General features: G+C 35.6%; 10 protein-coding genes. 5 read left to right on the top strand and 5 right to left on the bottom strand.

Annotated elements, in window-relative coordinates; genetic code table 11:
- Positions 1-11: 11 nt before the first annotated feature.
- The 5 genes from BELBA_RS10565 to BELBA_RS10585 form a co-directional block, all read right to left on the bottom strand.
- Positions 12-287: a helix-turn-helix domain-containing protein gene (locus BELBA_RS10565; RefSeq protein WP_014772681.1), complete on the bottom strand. Its 276-nt coding sequence runs from the start codon at positions 285-287 to the stop codon at positions 12-14.
- 118 nt (positions 288-405) lie between these two features.
- Positions 406-1,353, bottom strand: a complete 948-nt coding sequence (locus tag BELBA_RS10570; RefSeq protein ID WP_014772682.1) for a hypothetical protein — start codon at positions 1,351-1,353, stop codon at positions 406-408.
- A 15-nt stretch (positions 1,354-1,368) separates the two neighbouring features.
- Entirely contained in the window at positions 1,369-2,682 is a 1,314-nt protein-coding gene (locus BELBA_RS10575) for a site-specific integrase (protein ID WP_014772683.1), read from the bottom strand.
- A gap of 373 nt (positions 2,683-3,055) precedes the next feature.
- Positions 3,056-3,634, bottom strand: a complete 579-nt coding sequence (locus BELBA_RS10580; protein ID WP_014772684.1) for a YdeI/OmpD-associated family protein — start codon at positions 3,632-3,634, stop codon at positions 3,056-3,058.
- 103 nt (positions 3,635-3,737) lie between these two features.
- The gene (locus BELBA_RS10585) at positions 3,738-4,745 is read right to left on the bottom strand and encodes a glycoside hydrolase family 43 protein (protein ID WP_014772685.1); all 1,008 of its coding nucleotides are present in this window, start codon (positions 4,743-4,745) and stop codon (positions 3,738-3,740) included.
- Positions 4,746-5,291: 546 nt separating this feature from the next.
- Between BELBA_RS10585 and BELBA_RS10590 the strand changes: the two genes are divergently transcribed.
- From BELBA_RS10590 to BELBA_RS10610, 5 genes are all read left to right on the top strand, one after another.
- Positions 5,292-7,244 carry a sialate O-acetylesterase gene (locus BELBA_RS10590; protein WP_014772686.1) on the top strand — a complete coding sequence of 651 codons (1,953 nt, stop codon included), beginning with the start codon at positions 5,292-5,294 and terminating at the stop codon, positions 7,242-7,244.
- 1,217 nt (positions 7,245-8,461) lie between these two features.
- Positions 8,462-11,881 (top strand): SusC/RagA family TonB-linked outer membrane protein, encoded by a 3,420-nt coding sequence (locus BELBA_RS10595; protein WP_014772687.1) that lies wholly within the window; start codon positions 8,462-8,464, stop codon positions 11,879-11,881.
- An 11-nt stretch (positions 11,882-11,892) separates the two neighbouring features.
- Positions 11,893-13,806 carry a RagB/SusD family nutrient uptake outer membrane protein gene (locus BELBA_RS10600; protein WP_014772688.1) on the top strand — a complete coding sequence of 638 codons (1,914 nt, stop codon included), beginning with the start codon at positions 11,893-11,895 and terminating at the stop codon, positions 13,804-13,806.
- A 36-nt stretch (positions 13,807-13,842) separates the two neighbouring features.
- Positions 13,843-16,872, top strand: coding sequence for a SusC/RagA family TonB-linked outer membrane protein (locus BELBA_RS10605; RefSeq protein ID WP_014772689.1), 3,030 nt, complete (start codon positions 13,843-13,845; stop codon positions 16,870-16,872).
- Between the two features lie 12 nt (positions 16,873-16,884).
- A complete protein-coding gene (locus BELBA_RS10610; protein WP_014772690.1) occupies positions 16,885-18,660 on the top strand; it encodes a RagB/SusD family nutrient uptake outer membrane protein in 1,776 nt (591 codons plus the stop codon).
- The last annotated feature ends 43 nt before the right edge of the window (positions 18,661-18,703 follow it).

Genomic DNA, 18,703 nt, shown 5'->3' on the forward strand with positions numbered 1-18,703 from the left:
GCAGGTTCGCCTTATTTTTTTCTCCTGCCAGCGGCAAGAATTTCGGATTTTAAATAATACTTGGAGTTGTTGAACTCGTGCTCTTGAAGAATACCCTCGCGAGTCCAATTGGAAATGGTGTTTCTAGATCTCTTAAGGAGTATCATTACTTCTTTTACAGTGAGATATTCATCTTCGAGAGAAGGGTAATTTTTCTGATTCTCCTTACGGATTTTATCAGCTACAGCTGCAGCAAGCTCTTCGATGAGTTGCCCCTTTTCGATTGGGCTGAAAATTAAATTGTTCATACGTGTTTTATTTTGATGATGCTCAAATGTCACGTATATGCACAAAAAAGGGACCCTTAGGGTGACCCTAAAAATTCAAAAAGTAACTAATTTGCCTTATTTTGGCATTTTTGGTATCTTAATAATCTTTATCCACAATTTCATTTATTCTCTTTTCTTTAATCTGGTCCAGTAGTTTTGATGTTAAAAGATTTTCTGAGGCCTGAGATATTGGAATAATAAATTTTTTTTGTTGATGCCAAAAACCGTTACGATGTAATTCTGTATCAATGTTATTAATTCTTTTTAATGATTCTCTAATTGTTGATGGGTCTTTTCCAAGGGCACCGCCAAGAAATTTTATTTGATCGTCACCAGTAGTTATTTTTAGATCTAAAAATTTCTGTAAGCTATCTATTTTTTTATTGGTAATTGAGTCCGTAAGGATACTACTCCGAAAAAGAGTTTCAAAAGTAAAAAGGAGCTTGAATACAGTATCAGAACTTTGTTTTATTGAACTGAGCTCTTTTTTTTCTTCTTTCGTCAAACTTAATAAGTCTGAATTATTATTGATGGATTGCTCCTCTTCAAGATCACTAATTGAAGTTGGAAACAAAGTCCTATCAATAAAATGATTAGAAAAGTTTTTGGTTTTTTCTTCATCGACTAAATCTAGGTTTATGAAGGCTTTGTAATTATCAGGAGAAGATATGAAATCAAAGAATAATTGAGTATCTCTTAAATTATCTAATTGATCTTTGCCATACAGAAAAATAAGTCCCACTGTAAATAATGCTGATGCTGTAAGTATTGCAATAAGATTTAAAGGATCAGGATTTAGATAAATATTAATGATAAAATATAAGAATGCTAAAGCTAAAATAGCGTAAAAGATTGAGTAGATTATTTTTTCCTTTAAGATGTAAAAACGCTCTAAATCATTTAATTTTTTTCCGTTCCTATTATATATATGAAGTCCAAGTCTGTAACCTGATATTCTATCGTTTCTGTTAGAATTGTCAAAGTATTTAAACCACTCCAATAGTTGGAATCTAAAAGTCGACATGTTAGGATTAATATTTTTCATAGTTTTTAGGGGTAATTAATTCCAAGCTTTATTCATTTCATTTTTCTTTCTGTCTTCATCTACTTCGATGTACCTCTTAAAAGACTTATAGTCTGAGTGACCTGTAACCTTCATTACTACCTCTGCGGCCATGCCAAATGCTAGGGATAAGGTGACAAAAGTTTTTCTACCTGTATGAGCACTGATCATTTCGTGTTTTGGGACTATTTTCACTTCTCTTTTTGCTCCCCGAAAGCGAATGATTTCTACAGGATCGTTGATCTCAGCTAATTTGCATAGCTCTTTGATATATTTGTTAAATTTCTGATTGGAGATCATTGGAAGTGGATTCAAATGTTCTGCATACTTTTCAAGAATTGCTCGAGAATATTGGTTTAAAGGCACTATTGAGGGTTCCTTTGTTTTTGTTATAACAAGTTTAATTTCATCCTCTTTAATATGATGTCTTTGCAGCTGTTCTAGATCTGAATATCTATAGCCAGTTGCACAGCTGAAGACGAATATGTCCCTAATCTGGTCTAGCCTTTTATTATTTGATAAATCGTGAGTAATCAGTTTTTCGAATTCTTTTGCTGTAAGCGCTATCACCTCAAGCTTTTCTTTTTTTATGGTGAATTCCTTGAATCCGTCATTGACTTCTATTCCTTTTCTTTTAGCATAGTTTATGAATGTTTTTAATGTGCTCAGCTGTTTGGCGATAGAGATATTATTTAAAAAGGTAACATGGCCTGTTTTGGGGTTCTTCTTTTCCCATTGAATTAAATAATTCTGAAAATCTTGAAAAAATTGATAATTCATTTCCTGGAATCTAATGGGCGTTCTTCGAAAATCTTGGAAGTTCTTGAGGTGTTTTTTGAGTGATTTATATACAACCATACTTCCTTTCACTCTTGAAGGTGCATTTTCAGTTATGTATTGATCTATGAAATCATATACAAGAGTAGTAGGCTCAACTTTTTTTGTAACCTCTTTTTTGGATTCTTTAACTTTGGAAACAAGCATCTCTAGATCATATACTATAGCTTTTGCCCTAAAATCAATTTCTATTTGTCTGATTTTTGATTTCAGTTCATTCAGAATGTCTTGATACATGATCAAGGTTATTTTTCTGGGAATTAGGTCTCCAAATTTTTTTTCTAGTATCGCTTTCTGTTTAATTGTAAGGTCTATGATTTCTTGTTTATCATGTGACCAAAGTTCTGGAATCAGTTTTATGCCAGTAGAAACCTTGACTTTCTGTCCCCTTAAATGAATAATTAGAACTAAAGGTTGTTCCCCCTTTTTGTTAATCAGATCCTTACGGAGCATAAAACTCAATGTCGCCTGCATTTTTTCTTTTGTTTAATTTTCAAACATAATAATTATAAATTAAAGGGACTAATAGAGGGGTGAAAAAGTTGAGCAATATTGATTATTACTGTACAAAAATGAATAATAGCATCATTTAAAAAGCGTATTGAATGTATTTTAATTGCAGTTTTACTCTAATTTGACCAATAGGTTACATTCCCTCCTCCTCTGCAAAACAAAACCCTAACAGACTGTAAAACAGGACGTTAGGGTTTTTTTCGTTTAGGGTCATTACGGAACAAATACTATTTTAGAGAGGTCAATATGTCTGGAACGGGGGCAGCATTCTTTGGAATATCCAACATTCTGTCAAAAGTGGCTTTGAAACGGGTCGTTCCAATTATAACAAGTACTAACTCCCTTTCAGTTTTTCTCTTTTTGCCGACAGCTTTGCAATTTGTTCGATTCTTGATATTCTAGTTTTCTCAGTTTTTGCAAGTTTAATATATCTCAATACAAACCTTTTACTGGAATCATTTATGTTATAAAAAAACTCAGAGGCTCCTTCATATTTCTCCAATGCTTTTTGCAGGTCTTCTGGAATGACCAAATTGTCAACATCCTCCATAAAATCCCATAAGCCAGTCTGCTTAGAAAGGGCTATAGATTGAAATCCAGCTTGATGCATTTTTCCTTCCTTAATTAACTTACTTGCACGATCTTTATAAGTCTTTGCCCAATGTGTTACTTTACGAGGTGAGATCAACTGCATTGTTTTGATATCATCTAATTTTCTTCGTATACCATCTATCCACCCAAAGCAAATTAATTCATCTAATACAGCAGAGGTAGAGAGGTATTTATCTTGTTCAACTTTCTTGTAAGTAACCAACCAAACACTTTCCTCTTGTGAATGGTGATTTTCCAACCAGGCTCTCAATTCAAGACTGGATTTTACCTCTACTTTAGCAAAATTTTCTGTTTCGATCATTCAGGGAATTATTTCAATTTTTCTAACTTAACAGTTATCAAACATCCTTAAAGGCAGCACTGTTTAACTCCATTCGAAATTTTGTTTCAGTATTTGGCTTAAATTAATCTCTTTCTTTTTGACGAAAATCAGGAAAACCGCTAGGAGTCCATTTTATTGACCTGGCTCTTGTGGCACGATTTGGATCTGAGAGTTCATGACCTTGAATTTCCTTATAATCTCTTGCGTGATAAATCATGATAACAGTTTCATTATCTTCGGCTAAAGTGAAAGAGTTATGACCTGGGCCGTATCTTTCCAATTCTTCATTTGTATAAAATACAGGACCAGGTGATTTATTCCAATTCGATATATTCATAATATCACTGTTTTCATCTATCCAAAGTAAACCTAAACAGTAGTTTTCATTTGTTGCACTTGCAGAATATGTTACAAAAATTTTTCCGTTTCGCTTGATTACTGCGGGGCCTTCATTTACATTATATTTTACTCTTTCCCATCCAAATTCAGGCTCTGTAAGCACTATTTCTGGTCCTGTTAGTGTAGTAGGGTTTTTCATTTCAGACATGACAAGTGCAGTTCCATGTTCTCCGCCTTTGACATTTTGTGCCCATATCATATACCGTTTACCATTGTGTTCGAAGGCAGTTGCGTCTAATGAAAATGAATCAATCTTAGATTTTATTTGACCTTCTTCTTTCCAGTTTGCTTGTGTAGGATCATCTGATGAGCTCGATAAAGCCCACATTCTAATGTTCCAGATGTCTTCGGCTTCACCTGCTGCAAAATATATATACCATTTGCCATCGAATTTGTGAAGCTCTGGAGCCCAAATGTGATGACCCATTACTCCTTTTTCGTGCTTTACCCAGATTACTTTTTCTTCAGCTTCCTTCAGTCCATTGATGGTTTGGGCTTTTCGAATTACAATTTTGTCATATTCTGGCACTGTTGCTATCAAGTAATATGTGCCATCCGAATCTTTATATACCCAAGGATCTGCTCGTTGTTCTGCGATAGGGTTGTCAAAAGTATATTCTTGAGAAAATGCTTGAATATTTAATCCAATGATCAATAGAGTTACTAGACTAAAGTGAATAAGGTTTTTCATTGTAATGTTTCTTTGATATTAGGGAATGTTTTTAAATGTGACTGGATAAAATTAGTGTATTTTTGACATTTAAAAAATGGCATGGAAAAATTTACTGACGTGAAGCTATTCAACTTGATTTAAAGTTGCTTTTTTTAATACTGAATCAAATAAAATCACAGGGGAAAATTTTTGAGAAATCAGTGAGTGAATTTTTGCTTTTATTTTGGATTCGCTTCATGAATGAAACCGATTTCAGTAATGTGTTTACAAAGTTTTAATTTAAGAGATTTCAGGCTATCTAGCTCAAGGATTTGAACTGTTATATGGTTTAACAAAAAAATTGTCCGTATAATCTTAAATTTAACCTCTTCTTTTGGAATCAATTATTCTTCCCTTACTTACAAAAATATTTATCTTATATTGAAATTGAGACCAATTGATTTAAAATAAAATGAAATCGGTTGCATTTTTAATTTATTTTCACCAAGTTTATCGCACTGTTTCCTGAAAGATCAAAAGTTAGATTAAATCTTTCAGTTAGTAGCCTATTCTAAATGACCCAAAATGATCATATTTCGTCATTTCTTTCTAACTATTTTTATCCTAGCATTAGGGCTAGGAAAAGAATGTTTTGGTGGAATAAAACTCCCCGTCTTGATTAGTGATGGCATGGTATTGCAAAGAGATATTCCTCTTTCTATTTGGGGATGGGGTGATGCAAATGAATTGATCAAAATAGAATTTAATGGAATTAGTGTAGCCCAAAAGATTAAATCAGATGGATCCTGGGAATTGTCTTTACCTTCCATGAATGGGGGCGGTCCTTTTGTAATGAAAATCTCTAGTGCGGAAGATTTTTTAGTAATTAATGATATTTGGATAGGAGATGTTTGGCTTTGTTCTGGTCAATCAAACATGGAAACTACCATGGAGCGAGTAGAACCGATGTTTCCAAAAGAGTTTGTTAATGTGAAAAATCCAAAAATCAGGTATTTCGATGTGCTTGATGATTATTCATTTACAGAAGTAAAATCGGATTTGAAAGGAGGAAAGTGGCTTGAATTGAATGAAGAGACTATCAGGTCATATGCTGCTGTTCCTTATTTTTTTGCAAAAAACATCAATGAAAAATATGATGTTCCTATCGGAATGATCAATGCAAGTGTAGGAGGTTCACCAATTCAATCTTGGCTTCGGGAGGAAGATTTGAAGCAGTTTCCAAAGGATTATCAAGAAGCATTGTATTTTCAAAAACCGGGTTTTATTGAAGAAATTGAAAAATCTGATCAAAAAAAAATTAATGATTGGAGACAGGAATTAAGATCAAAGGATATTGGACTTGCCAACCCTGAAATTCCATGGTTTTCAAATAATTATCAATCAGAAAATTGGGACGAGATGAAAGATCTCGATTTTTTCCCAACGGAAAAAGATCAACCGATAAATGGAGTTTACTGGCTTAGAAAAGAAATTTATTTAGATTTTGATCCGGTCGATCAGGGAGCTGCAAAGTTACTTTTGGGAACGCTTGTGGATAGTGACGAAGCTTTTATCAATGGAGTATCTGTTGGCAGCACTGGCTACAGATATCCTCCAAGAAGATACTCAGTCCCAACGGGAGTTTTGAAAAAAGGGGAAAATGTTCTTACAGTAAGGATTGTAAGTGAAAGAGGTCGAGGAGGATTTGTTTCAGAGAAGCCATATCAACTACAAATTGGTAATCAGATTTTTGATATCAGTAAAAACTGGGAATATAAGTTGGGTGCTAAAATGCCACAAGCACCAAGTCAGACAACCATTCGTTTCAAGCCAATGGGGCTTTATAATGCTATGATTTCTCCTCTGCAAAAATTCAAGATTAAAGGAATACTTTGGTATCAAGGAGAGTCAAATGTAGGTGCTGCCGAAATTTATGAAAAACAATTTTCATCCTTGATCAAAGGTTGGAGAGAGGAGTGGAATACACCTAATCTTCCTTTCCTGTATGTTCAATTATCTAATTTTATGGAGGTTACATCGGAAACTCAAGAGAGTGGTTGGGCAGATATGCGTGAAATACAAAGAAAATCATTAAAAATACCTCAAACTGGTATGGCGATTACTATAGATGTAGGAGAAGCAAATGATATTCATCCCTTAGATAAGAAAAGTGTTGGAGACCGATTGGCATTGCAAGCATTAAAATTGGCTTATGATGAAAAAATGGGGCCGTTTTCTGGACCGTTGTTTGAAAAAGCAAAAATTAGAAAGGGAAAGGTCAAATTGATTTTTAAAGAAACTGGTCAAGGTTTGTCAACCTCAGATGGAGAATCTTTATCAGGATTTGCCATTTCTGATGAAAATGGCAATTTTAATTGGGTGAATGCAGAAATTTTAGATCACTCTATAATTTTAGATATTCAAGAATATACTGTACCGTTCAAGATAAGGTATGCTTGGGCAAATAACCCAGAATGGGCCAATTTGATCAATTCAAGTGGATTACCCGCTTCGCCTTTTGAAGTTGAATTATTTTGATCCTAACAGAAAAATGACTTTTTATTTGGTAACTGCTTTTTAGCTTTTCAATTGATTTTTTTTAGCCTAAGGTGAGTTCAAACTGATGATTTCCAGACACTTGAAAATGATTGTCTGCAATAAGCCTAAAATGTGTTTTTACTACAATTGATTTTGCGGATAATTGTCATCAACTATGCTACGGCACACAAATTTCAACAGCAGTAAAAATTTAAGGTTTAGTTTGTTTAAGTGACTACAGGTATAAAATCGGGTATGAAAATACTTGAAGCTGAAAAATCTATAAACATCAAATATGAATCTGTTTTATTTTCTATTTACTTTAAAAAAATGATCATTAAAATCAGATTAAAAAGGATGTTTCAAAAGCAATTTTCATCTAATTATTTTCTTTTTTGAATCTGAATTTATCATAAACAGTAGGTAATTCTGGAATTTAGTTAATTCTATTCAAGAATATTTTCAATAATCGATCTTCTATATCTTAATTGATTTGATATTATCAAATATTATAGAATTTTTAAAAATTTATTTCCTTGTTTTTGTATCGTAAATAACTGAAAGTCAATATGTTGACTTAAGCGAAATGCTATTTTTTTTAGTAAATATTCAAAATCCTAACTGATTCAGCCTCAGGAACCTTTTTGGTCAATTTTTGCGGTTTTGTAAAACGCAATGAATATTTTAAGTAATTGAAAATCAGTATTTTAAATATTTTTTAAAAAATTCTTTTTATCATTCTCACTTTATATATTTGATTAAGTTAATTTCATAAAAAACCCAAAGTAAAATGCCAGTTCAATTTATTTCATCCTTCTTTTGTAAAGCACCTTTTTCAACAGGTTTTTCTTCCAGATTTGGAATCGAATTGTTGGAAAGCTTTTGTTTGTTTCATCCACATTTGCTCTTTAATAAAAATTACTCTCCCTTAGGTTCCTGATAGGATGAAGTAGAATTTGATCTTTTCTTTTAGAGTTTCGGAAAGATAAAAGATCAGACATTGACCTCAAATTTACATCTAAAAAGGGAATTTGATAATAGCAATTATATAATATATACATAACCCAAAACCTAAAGCAATGATGACTAAAAAATCAAATACTAGTTAGTAATAAGTTTCGGAAGAATTTCTTCTGATTTGGCGAATATTCATTTTGCTAATGAATCGTCAACAATCAATCTTTCAAACCTTAAAATATTATTTATCAAAATTTTATATGGATATACATTTACTAAGGCGATTCTTTTTCTTATTAAGAAGCGTGACGTATGTTCTGGTAGCTCAGCTGATATTTAGCTCTGTCTTACCATTACATGCTAGAGATTCAAAAGGAATGGGCGCTGATGAATTCTTAGATTCATCTTCAACAGGCTCGAACTATGTGCATGGTGAACTTAGACAAGAAGCTAAGTTAGAAGTCACTCAAGAAAAAAGTGATTCAAAAATCTCAAATGAAAAGCTTGAGAAATCATCTGTTAAAGCTGTCTCAGGTTCTCAATCAATAATTGAGGAATTAGCTGAGGAGAATAAGTTTTTATTTAACAAAAATGGAAGTAAAAACCTTTCATCTGATTCCAATAGTAATGTAAGTTCCGAAGCATCACTAGCTCAAATTACAGGTGTAGTGACGGATGGAAGAGATGGGTTACCCATTCCTGGAGTAACAGTACTGGTCAAAGGAACCACAAGAGGCGTAGCTACAGATTTAGATGGTAAATATTCTTTAGATGTTCAGCCTGGTGAAGTTTTGATTTTTAGCTTCATTGGATTCAAATCTTCAGAGGTTTTAGTCAGTGAAAATAAAACTGTTTATAACGTCGTACTCAATGAAGATCAGACTTCTTTAGAAGAAGTTGTCATCATTGGATATGGTGAGCAGCGAAAAGAGACGCTTATTGGAGCAGTTTCACAAACCAATAGTGCTACATTACAAAGAACTGGTGGGGTTTCTAGTTTAGGAGCTGCATTGACTGGTAACTTGCCTGGATTGATTACAACCGCAAGTTCGGGTATGCCAGGAGACGAAACGCCACAGATTTTCATTAGAGGGCAAAACAGCTGGAATGGTAATTCTCCATTTATTCTTGTGGATGGTGTAGAAAGACCAGAATTTTTCAATCAAATGGATATTGGGTCAGTGGAGTCAATTTCAGTCTTGAAAGATGCCTCGGCTACAGCAGTATTTGGTTCTAGAGGAGCCAATGGAGTAATCATAGTAACCACCAAAAGAGGTAAAGAAGGTAAAGCAGAAATTGTAGCAAGAGTGAATGCTACTGTGAAAGCTCCTTCAAAATTGCCAGGAAAAATGGATGCTTATGATGCTATTGGAATTAGAAATCAAGCGATCGAAAGAGAACTTTCTGTTAGTCCGCAAGCATGGTCTCAAATGATACCACAAGGAATCAGAGAAAAATACAGAAATCCAGCAAATCTCGCAGAAGCAGAAAGATATCCAAATATCGATTGGCAAGATTATCTCTTCAAAGATTATGCAATGGCTTATAATGCCAATGTATCTATAAGCGGAGGTACGAAGCTCACAAAATATTTTGCCTCTTTTGATTTTCAAAATGAAGGTGATTTGTTTAAGCAAATTGAAAATGATAGAGGTTACCAACCTGGATATAATTACAACAGACTAAATTTTAGAAATAACTTAGATTTCCAATTAACCTCAACTACACAACTCAAAATTAATTTGGGTGGTATCTATGGTGTTAGAAAGACACCATGGCAAGGAGGAAATGATGCTAATTTTTGGCGAGCAGCCTACAGAAATCCACCTGATGCATTTGTTCCAAGATATTCCAATGGTCTATGGGGATATTATCCATTAGATGATTATGGAGCGATCAACTCAGCAAGAGTGTTAGCAATTGGTGGGGTAGAAAATATCACTACAACCAGTTTATCTACTAATTTGGTGCTTGAGCAGGATCTGAAAATGATCACTGAAGGCTTGACTTTCAGAGCGACTATGGCAGTGGATAATACATTCACAGAAGTGGGAAGAGGTGTAAATGACCTTTTTAATGATACCGAACAAATGTGGATAGACCCTGTAACTGGAAGACAAAATTTCAAAAATAATTTTGATAACAGCAATTTTGACTTTTTTCAGCCTATAGCATGGACAACGCAAGGAGGAAATGTTCAAGGTGCTCAAAGAAGAATGTTCTATCAAGGTCAATTGAATTATGTCAAAACAATCAATGATGACCACAATATCAATTTGATGGGCTTGTTCAGTAGACAAGAGGATGCTATTGGTAACATAATCCCTAGCTACAGGGAGGATTGGGTGTTCAGAACAGTATATGATTACAAGAGAAAGTATCTTGTAGAATATAATGGTGCTTACAACGGCTCTGAAAAATTTGGTGTTGATTACAGATTTGCATTTTTCTCGTCCGGGGGTTTAGGATGGGTTGTTTCAGAAGAAAACTTCATGAAGCAAATCTCAGCGATAGATTTCTTGAAAGTAGCTGCATCATATGGTCAAGTAGGTGATGATAATATAGGAAGTAGATTCTTATATATGAATCAATGGGCATTTGGAGGCAACTCTCGACTCAATACGATCGGATGGAGAGATGGGTACAGTCCATATACTTGGTATAGAGAGCAAGTAATTGGAAACCCAAGTGTAAGATGGGAAACAGTTTATAAATACAATTTGAAAACTGAGTTCAGTCTTTTTGACGGTATGCTAGATGGTAGTTTTGATATATTCAAAGATGATCGAGTTGACATTCTAATGGCCGGAGATCGATCAATTCCAAGTTATTTTGGCGCCAATGCACCAGCTGCTAACCTAGGAAGAGTAACTACCACTGGTTACGAAGTTGAGCTAGGATTCAATAGAGTTTTAAGAAATGGAATAAGAGTTTGGGCAGATCTTGCCGTAACAAGAGCAATCGATGTAGTGATCAATAGAGATGATCCTGAGTTTTTGGTTGATTATCAAAAGCAAGCAGGTTATCAATTAGGTCAATATAGATCTCTTTTAGATATGGGATATTATAACTCTTGGGATGAATTGTATGCAAGTACTCCATACAATACGAATAATGCTAGCAAGTTGCCTGGAGGGTATCTTATTGCAGATTTCAATGGAGATGGGATTATTGATGCATTTGATAGCGCACCATACGGTTTTTCTGGTGTTCCTCAAAATACCTACAATGCCAATATTGGTATGGAGTGGAAGGGAGTATCATTCTTTGTGCAGCTCTACGGAGTGAATAATGTAACCAGAGATGTTCCATTCACTAACCTTGATGGCCAGAGAAATCTCGTCTATGAAGAAGGTACTTATTGGTCCAAGGACAATCCTGAAGCAGGTACTCCTTTACCTGTTTGGTTGACGCCAGTATCATATTACTATGGAACGAGGTACTTGTATGATGGGTCATATCTCAGAATCAAAAATGCTGAATTGGCATATACCCTAAAGCCTGAGCAAGCAAACAAAATAGGCTTAGGTGGTATGAGAGTCTTTCTTAATGGAAACAACCTTTTGGTATGGAGTAAAATGCCAGATGACAGAGAGTCAAACTTTGGTGTAGGAGCTTCTTTTGAAGGTGGATACCCAATGGTAAGACGTATTAACTTAGGACTAACAATGACATTTTAAATTTACCTAAAATGAAAAAGTATAATCAAAAAATAATAAAACTTGCTCGGATTTTATCAATCTGTTTGGTTTTTGTAATAGGCTCATCATGTGAAGATTATTTGGAAAGGACACCAGAATCTGTAGTCTCTGAAGAAATAGCTTTTTTGAATTTTGAAAATTTCCAGGGATTCACTGAAGAGTTATACCAGGCTTATCCAAACTTTACTACAAGTTATTGGACTGCATCTTGGAACTGGGGTGAAGATGAGATGGTCTCTGCCGCGGGTAATTTTCACGTGACATTTGCCTTTGACAGAGGTAACTTCTGGGCATGGCAAGTAGAGCATGCTGGATATGGTGGACAAGTTAGCTGGATGGATAAGTGGTCTGCCAATACCGATGACAACCCACGCACCAAAGGTCTATGGCCACTGGCATGGTATGGAATTCGTAAAGCTAACTTAGGATTAGCAAATCTTGATAGAATGACTGAGGCAACAAATGAAGAAAGAGCCTTGATTGAAGGTCAATTGCTTTTCTTTAGAGGATGGTTTCATTTTATGTTGATTCAGTATGTGGGTGGTTTACCTTACATAGATAGAGTCCTTCCAGGAGATCAAGTACTTAGAGAACCTAGACTTTCTTATCATGAAAGTGCTGAAAAGGCAGCAGCTGATCTAAGGAGAGCAGCTGATCTTTTGCCAGTAAACTGGGATAATACTGTAGCTGGTAGAAGAACAGCGGGTAGAAATGAGCTAAGAATAAATAAGATCATGGCACTAGGATATCTTGGGAAGAACCTACTTTTTGCAGGAAGTCCTCTGATGAATCTGGAGTCAACTGGAAGCAGAACATACAATGCTGATTTTTGCAGAAGATCTGCTGAAGCATTTGGAGAGTTACTTTCATTAGTAGAAAGTGGTCAAACTCAATATGCGTTGATGCCTTTTGAAAACTGGCATACCAACTTCTATACATTAGGGCAAAACTGGGCATTATCTGGTGGTACTGAGGGTATTTTCAGATCACTTTACTGGTCTGGGGATCAATCGAATTGGGGTATAACAAAACAGTATTTTCCATCAATAATAGTAGATGGTGACGCTACAAAATTTGTCCCTACGGCTAATTATGTCAATAGATATTTTGGAATGGCTAATGGACATCCGCTTCCAGAAAATATCTCTAATGCAGATGCTGAATCTGGTTATGATCCTGAATACCCATTCAAAGGAAGGGATCCTAGATTTTATAGTAGTATTGTTTATGATGGTGTACAAGTAGTACAGGGATCAATGCCGCCAAATCAAGAGGATAATCGTCATGCAAATCTATTCACAGGTGGTAGCTATAGAGGTGAGGTTTCAGGCAGTCCTACAGGGTTTCTAAACCGCAAGTTTGTACCACTTCGTGCCAACACTTATGATAATGCTTTTGCTTTTGGAGCAGCTCTACATTTGAATGTCCCATACATGAGATTAGCAGATATTTACTTGATGTATGCTGAAGCAGCATTGATGGGCAATAATAGTGTTACTGGTAAGTCAAGTAATTTTGATAAAACTGCGGTAGATGCTGTAAACGTGATCAGAGCTAGAGCAGGTATGCCTAATGTTTTAGATAAATTTTTAACATCAACGGATGTTTTCCTAGAGGAATTGAAAAGAGAAAGAGCAGTCGAACTTGCCTTCGAGAGACATCGATTCAGCGACTTGAGAAGATGGTTGCAATTGATTGAAAGACCCTATACTTTGAAAACTTCGCTTGAATTCAACAGAGATCCTAATTCCGAACTCGGAGGCGACCCAGCCGAAATGAGAGTGCTCAATTTGAGAGAAGAAGTAATTTTGGAGAGACCACTGGCTGAAAGACATTATTGGTTACCATTAAAGGTTTCTGATGTGACTTTATATCCAGAGTTTAAACAAAATCCAGGATGGTAATTTTTTCTTAAATAAATCACTCTAAAGAAACTTATAATGAAATATAAAAATATAATATGGTTTTTGATGGTAGTGACGCTCTTGTCTCCTATGTGGGCATTCGCGCAAGCCGATCAAACCATTCTTGTCAGAGCAACTGTGAGAGATCAAAATGGATTTCCACTTCCAGTTGCAGAGATTATGAATGATGAAGAGGAATTGATTTCTACTACTGATGAAAATGGAGTATTCGAAATAGAGGTAATTCCAAATTCTCTACTGATAGTTAGTTCGCCAGGATATAAAACAAAAGTGTTTCGTGTATCTGCTCAACTTGATGAAGTTATACTTTTCAGTGAAATGCAGTCAAGACAAGTGAACACAGCTTATCAAAAGCAAGATCAAGCTAATTTGATAGGAGGCATCAGTTATGTGAATATTCCTGAATTGATGCAGAAAAACTATTTCACCTATCCTCTGGACAATATGGAGATTTTTGCTCCTGGTTTTCATGGGAACATATGGGGAAATAACGAGTATCTTGTTTTGGTAGATGGCGTTCCTAGAGATATTGGAAGTGTAAATGCGATAGAAATCGAGCAGGTGACCTTTCTAAAAGGTGTATCCGCTGTGGCTCTTTATGGAAGTAGAGCTGCTAAGGGTGTTGTCGTAATCACTACTAAGAGAGGTGCTGCAGGTAAGCAAAGGATCAATTTCACTACAAATACAGGTGTACATGTGCCTAGAGGAATTCCGAAATACCTAGGCTCTGCGGAATATATGACACTTTATAATGAAGCGAGAATCAATGATGGACTTCTGCCTCTTTTCTCTAGTGAAGAGATCTTCAATTATGCTTCTGGAACCAATCCTTACAGATATCCAGATTTGGACTTTTACTCTCCAGAGTACCTTCAAGAAGCTTACAGCAGACATGATGCGACACTTGAGATTGCTGGTGGAAATGATAGAGCGAGATATTATACCAATTTAGGTTATTGGTCTGAAGGATCACTTCTAGATTTCGGTCAAGCAGCTCAAAATAGAAACGAGCGTCTGAATATTCGTGGTAATGTAGATATGAATATTACCAATAATATTTCGGCATTTGCTGATGCTGCTGTGATATTTTATAATGGTAGAGGTGTGAATGCTAATTTCTGGCAAGGTGCAGCAAATTTAAGACCGCATAGATTTTCTCCGCTGATTCCAGTAAGTATGATTGAGCCAGATGATGCAGTGTCTATGAATTTTGTCGAAAATACAAGCTATTTAATTAATGGTCAATTTTTACTTGGAGGTACACAGATCGAACAAACCAATCCAATTGCAGGAATTTATGCAGGCGGTTCAAGTCAATTTACTAGTAGACAATACCAATTCAATACTGGAGTAAATGCAGATTTGAAAAATATACTTCCTGGATTGACATTCAATTCAAGATTTGGGCTGGACTATGCGACATCTTATAACTTGTCTTTCAATAATAATTATGCGGTATTTCAACCACAATGGAATAATTACGCAGGCCAAGATTTGATTTCTGGCCTTACCCGATTCGGTCAAGATGCTAGTACGAGAACTCAGAATATAACTGGCAATACGTTTAGACAAACAATGGCAATGTCAGCACAGCTGAATTATAATACTGTAATCAAAGAGGATCATGAAATTACAGCAACTTTAGTCGCTGGTGGATTTCAAACTGCAGTTTCTCAAATGTACCACAGAGTTAGTAATGCTAATTTAGGCTTGCATTTAGGCTATAATTATAAAAATAAATATTTGGTTGAGATGAATGGTGCTGTTATTCACTCTGCCAGATTGCCAGAAAACAATAGAAGAGCTTTTTCACCAACCATGTCTTTGGGTTGGAGAGTAAGTAATGAGGCGTTTTTAGAAGGTTCTTCTGTTGTCAATAATTTATTACTTTCTGTATCTGGAGGTGTTTTGCATACTGACTTGGACATTGCTGATTATTATCTGTACGAACAAGTTTATACCCAGCAAGGTGATGGTACTGTATTTTATACTTGGAAAGATGGACTGAATAATATCACCACGATATCTAGAAGAGGTGCAAACCCTACTATGACTTTCCCGAAACGGGAAGAGATTAATTTAGGTGTTGATGCCGCTCTTTTCAACAACAAGGTATTCTTTAATGGATCTTGGTTTGTAAGTAGGATGTCAGGCTTGTTGGTTCAAAGAAGTGATGTTTACCCAAGTTACTTCACCACAGGATTTCCAGCATCTTCTTTTATTCCTTTTGAAAATTACAACAGTGACCTAAGATCAGGATTTGATTTCAACTTAAATATGAATCAAAAGGTAGGTTCTGCTAATATCAATTTTGGAATAGTAGGAACATATTACAAAACTGAAGCGCTTCAAAGAGGCGAAAATTGGCAAGATCCATATCAAGTAAGAACAGGGAATCCTATAGATGGAATTTGGGGCTTACGCAACCAAGGTTTCTTTGGAACTATTGAAGAAATCAATTCTGCTCCTACCCAAATATTTGGAGAGGTATTACCAGGTGATATTCGATATATAGATCAAAATGGAGACGGAAGAGTTACTCCACAAGATGAAGTATTTCTTGGAAGAGGTGGCTGGTTTGGTGCTCCTTTGACTTTGGGATTCAATGTGACTGCTCAAATGAAAAACTGGACTTTCTTTGCAATGGGTGTAGCTAGAAGAGGAGCCTATGCAATGAGAAATAGTTCATACTTCTGGATTTCAGGAGAGTCAAAATATTCTGAAGTTGTCAGAGATAGATGGACCGAAGCCACTGCTGAAACAGCATCTTTTCCTAGGTTGACTACTTTAAATGGAGCCAATAATTTTAGAAACTCTGATTTTTGGTTGTACAGTACTGATAGATTCGACTTGGCAAGAGTTCAGCTTACCTACACAGTTCCGACTGAGCAATTCTTTGGTGGTAATTTCATCAAAGGGATGAATGTATATGTAAGTGGATCTAACCTTTTGACATTAAGTCCAAATCGTAAAATTCTAGAAATGAATATCGGTTCTGCTCCTCAGACACGATTCTTTAATCTAGGTTTGACAGCACAATTTTAAATTATCGGAAAAATGAAAAAGTATAGAAATATAATATTCGTTTTGGCTTTCTTCTCAGCTTTATTAACTGGTTGCGTTGATTTATTCGAACCTGCCATACAAAATAATAGAGACTTAGAAAGTAGCTATAATGAACCAAGATTTGCCCAAGGATTAATTATCAACGGGTATGCTAGAATCCCTAGAAATGGATGGAGTTTCAATGATATGGCCACAGATGATGCTGTGAGCAACAATGAAAACAATGCATTCTTCAATATGGCAGGCGGTCAATGGGCAGCTGATAACAACCCACTTAATCAATGGGCAAACTCAAAAGCTGCAATTCAATACTTGAATATCATGATCGAAATAGCTGAGCAAGTTTCATTTACTGTTGATAATAGCTTATTGGACAGAATGTTTGCTGATAGAATTAAGGGAGAAGCTTATGGATTACGTGCCTTATTCATGTTTCATCTCTTGCAATCACATGGTGGGATGTCAGATGGTGAACTACTTGGTGTTCAAATTCTAAATGAACCACAAGATTTGACTTCTGAGTTCAATGTACCTAGAAGTACTTTTGAGACCTCTATGCAACAATTGTATGCGGATATTCAAAGAGCATTGGAATTATTGCCAACGGATTATGAAAATATTCCAGATGAATCAATGGTTCCCGAAAAGTATAGAGCATTAGGTGCAAACAGAAATGATTATAATCGGGTGTTTGGTGAAGATGCAAGACAACTTATGAGTGGAAGAATTGCAATGGCGATCAAAGCACAAGCCGCTTTGATGGCAGCAAGTCCCGCATTCAGTCAGGGAAATACCACAACTTGGGCTGATGCAGCCAACTTTGCAGCTGATGTCCTTGATCTCAATAATGGTGTATCAGGTTTGTCACCTACTGGATTGACTTGGTATTCCAATGCTGGAGAAATCAATAATATTGGTGGAGGTGTAAATCCATCCGAAATTCTTTGGAGAGCTTCTTTGGGTGGTCCAACTAGTAATTTGGAAGCAGCACATTTTCCTCCAACTCAATTTGGTAATGGCTTACTCAACCCGACTCAAAATTTAGTCGATGCTTTTCCTGATGCTAATGGGTTTCCTCTTACTCATCCTTCGAGTAATTATGATCCTAATAATCCTTATGCAAACAGAGATCCTAGACTCAATGAATTTATCATCTCCAACGGTCGCACAGCTGGTCCAAATAATCAAGTAATCAATACAGCTGCTGATGGAGGTACAAATGACGGGATCAACCGAGTAGAAGTATCTACAAGAACTGGCTATTACATGAGAAAGTTGCTTAGACAGGATGTTAATTTGAACCCTGTATCTGTCAATGGGCAAATTCATATCATGCCTAGAATTAGATATACAGAGATTTATTTGATCTATGCAGAAGCTGCAAATGAAGCTTGGGGGCCAATGGGTACAGGTCCTAATAGTTATTCAGCTTATGATGTCATCAAAGCGATCAGACAAAGAGCCGGAGTTGGCTTGGGCAATGGAGACGCCTATTTGGAATCCATTAAAAGTGATCAAAATGCGATGAGAGAACTGATTAGAAACGAAAGAAGACTCGAATTGTGCTTTGAAGGATTTAGATTCTGGGATCTAAGAAGATGGAATGAAGAACTAAACGAGACTGCAAGAGGAATGAGAATTCAAAATAATAGCTATCAAGTTATTAATGTTCAAAATAGAGTTTTTGGTTCTTATATGAAGTATGGTCCAATCCCATTGAGCGAGATATTAAAGTATAGTGCTTTACGTCAAAATACGGGTTGGTAAAATAAATGCTATCGATTATGAAAATGGCTGATCAATAAAGAAT

This window comes from Belliella baltica DSM 15883 (genome assembly GCF_000265405.1).
Taxonomy (GTDB): Bacteria; Bacteroidota; Bacteroidia; order Cytophagales; family Cyclobacteriaceae; genus Belliella; species Belliella baltica.

Excerpts from the sequence above, each read along its gene's own strand:
- BELBA_RS10565 (WP_014772681.1), bottom strand. The coding sequence starts at position 287 with ATGAACAATTTAATTTTCAGCCCAATCGAAAAGGGGCAACTCATCGAA.
- BELBA_RS10570 (WP_014772682.1), bottom strand. The coding sequence starts at position 1,353 with ATGAAAAATATTAATCCTAACATGTCGACTTTTAGATTCCAACTATTG.
- BELBA_RS10575 (WP_014772683.1), bottom strand. The coding sequence starts at position 2,682 with ATGCAGGCGACATTGAGTTTTATGCTCCGTAAGGATCTGATTAACAAA.
- BELBA_RS10580 (WP_014772684.1), bottom strand. The coding sequence starts at position 3,634 with ATGATCGAAACAGAAAATTTTGCTAAAGTAGAGGTAAAATCCAGTCTT.
- BELBA_RS10585 (WP_014772685.1), bottom strand. The coding sequence starts at position 4,745 with ATGAAAAACCTTATTCACTTTAGTCTAGTAACTCTATTGATCATTGGA.
- BELBA_RS10590 (WP_014772686.1), top strand. The coding sequence starts at position 5,292 with ATGATCATATTTCGTCATTTCTTTCTAACTATTTTTATCCTAGCATTA.
- BELBA_RS10595 (WP_014772687.1), top strand. The coding sequence starts at position 8,462 with ATGGATATACATTTACTAAGGCGATTCTTTTTCTTATTAAGAAGCGTG.
- BELBA_RS10600 (WP_014772688.1), top strand. The coding sequence starts at position 11,893 with ATGAAAAAGTATAATCAAAAAATAATAAAACTTGCTCGGATTTTATCA.
- BELBA_RS10605 (WP_014772689.1), top strand. The coding sequence starts at position 13,843 with ATGAAATATAAAAATATAATATGGTTTTTGATGGTAGTGACGCTCTTG.
- BELBA_RS10610 (WP_014772690.1), top strand. The coding sequence starts at position 16,885 with ATGAAAAAGTATAGAAATATAATATTCGTTTTGGCTTTCTTCTCAGCT.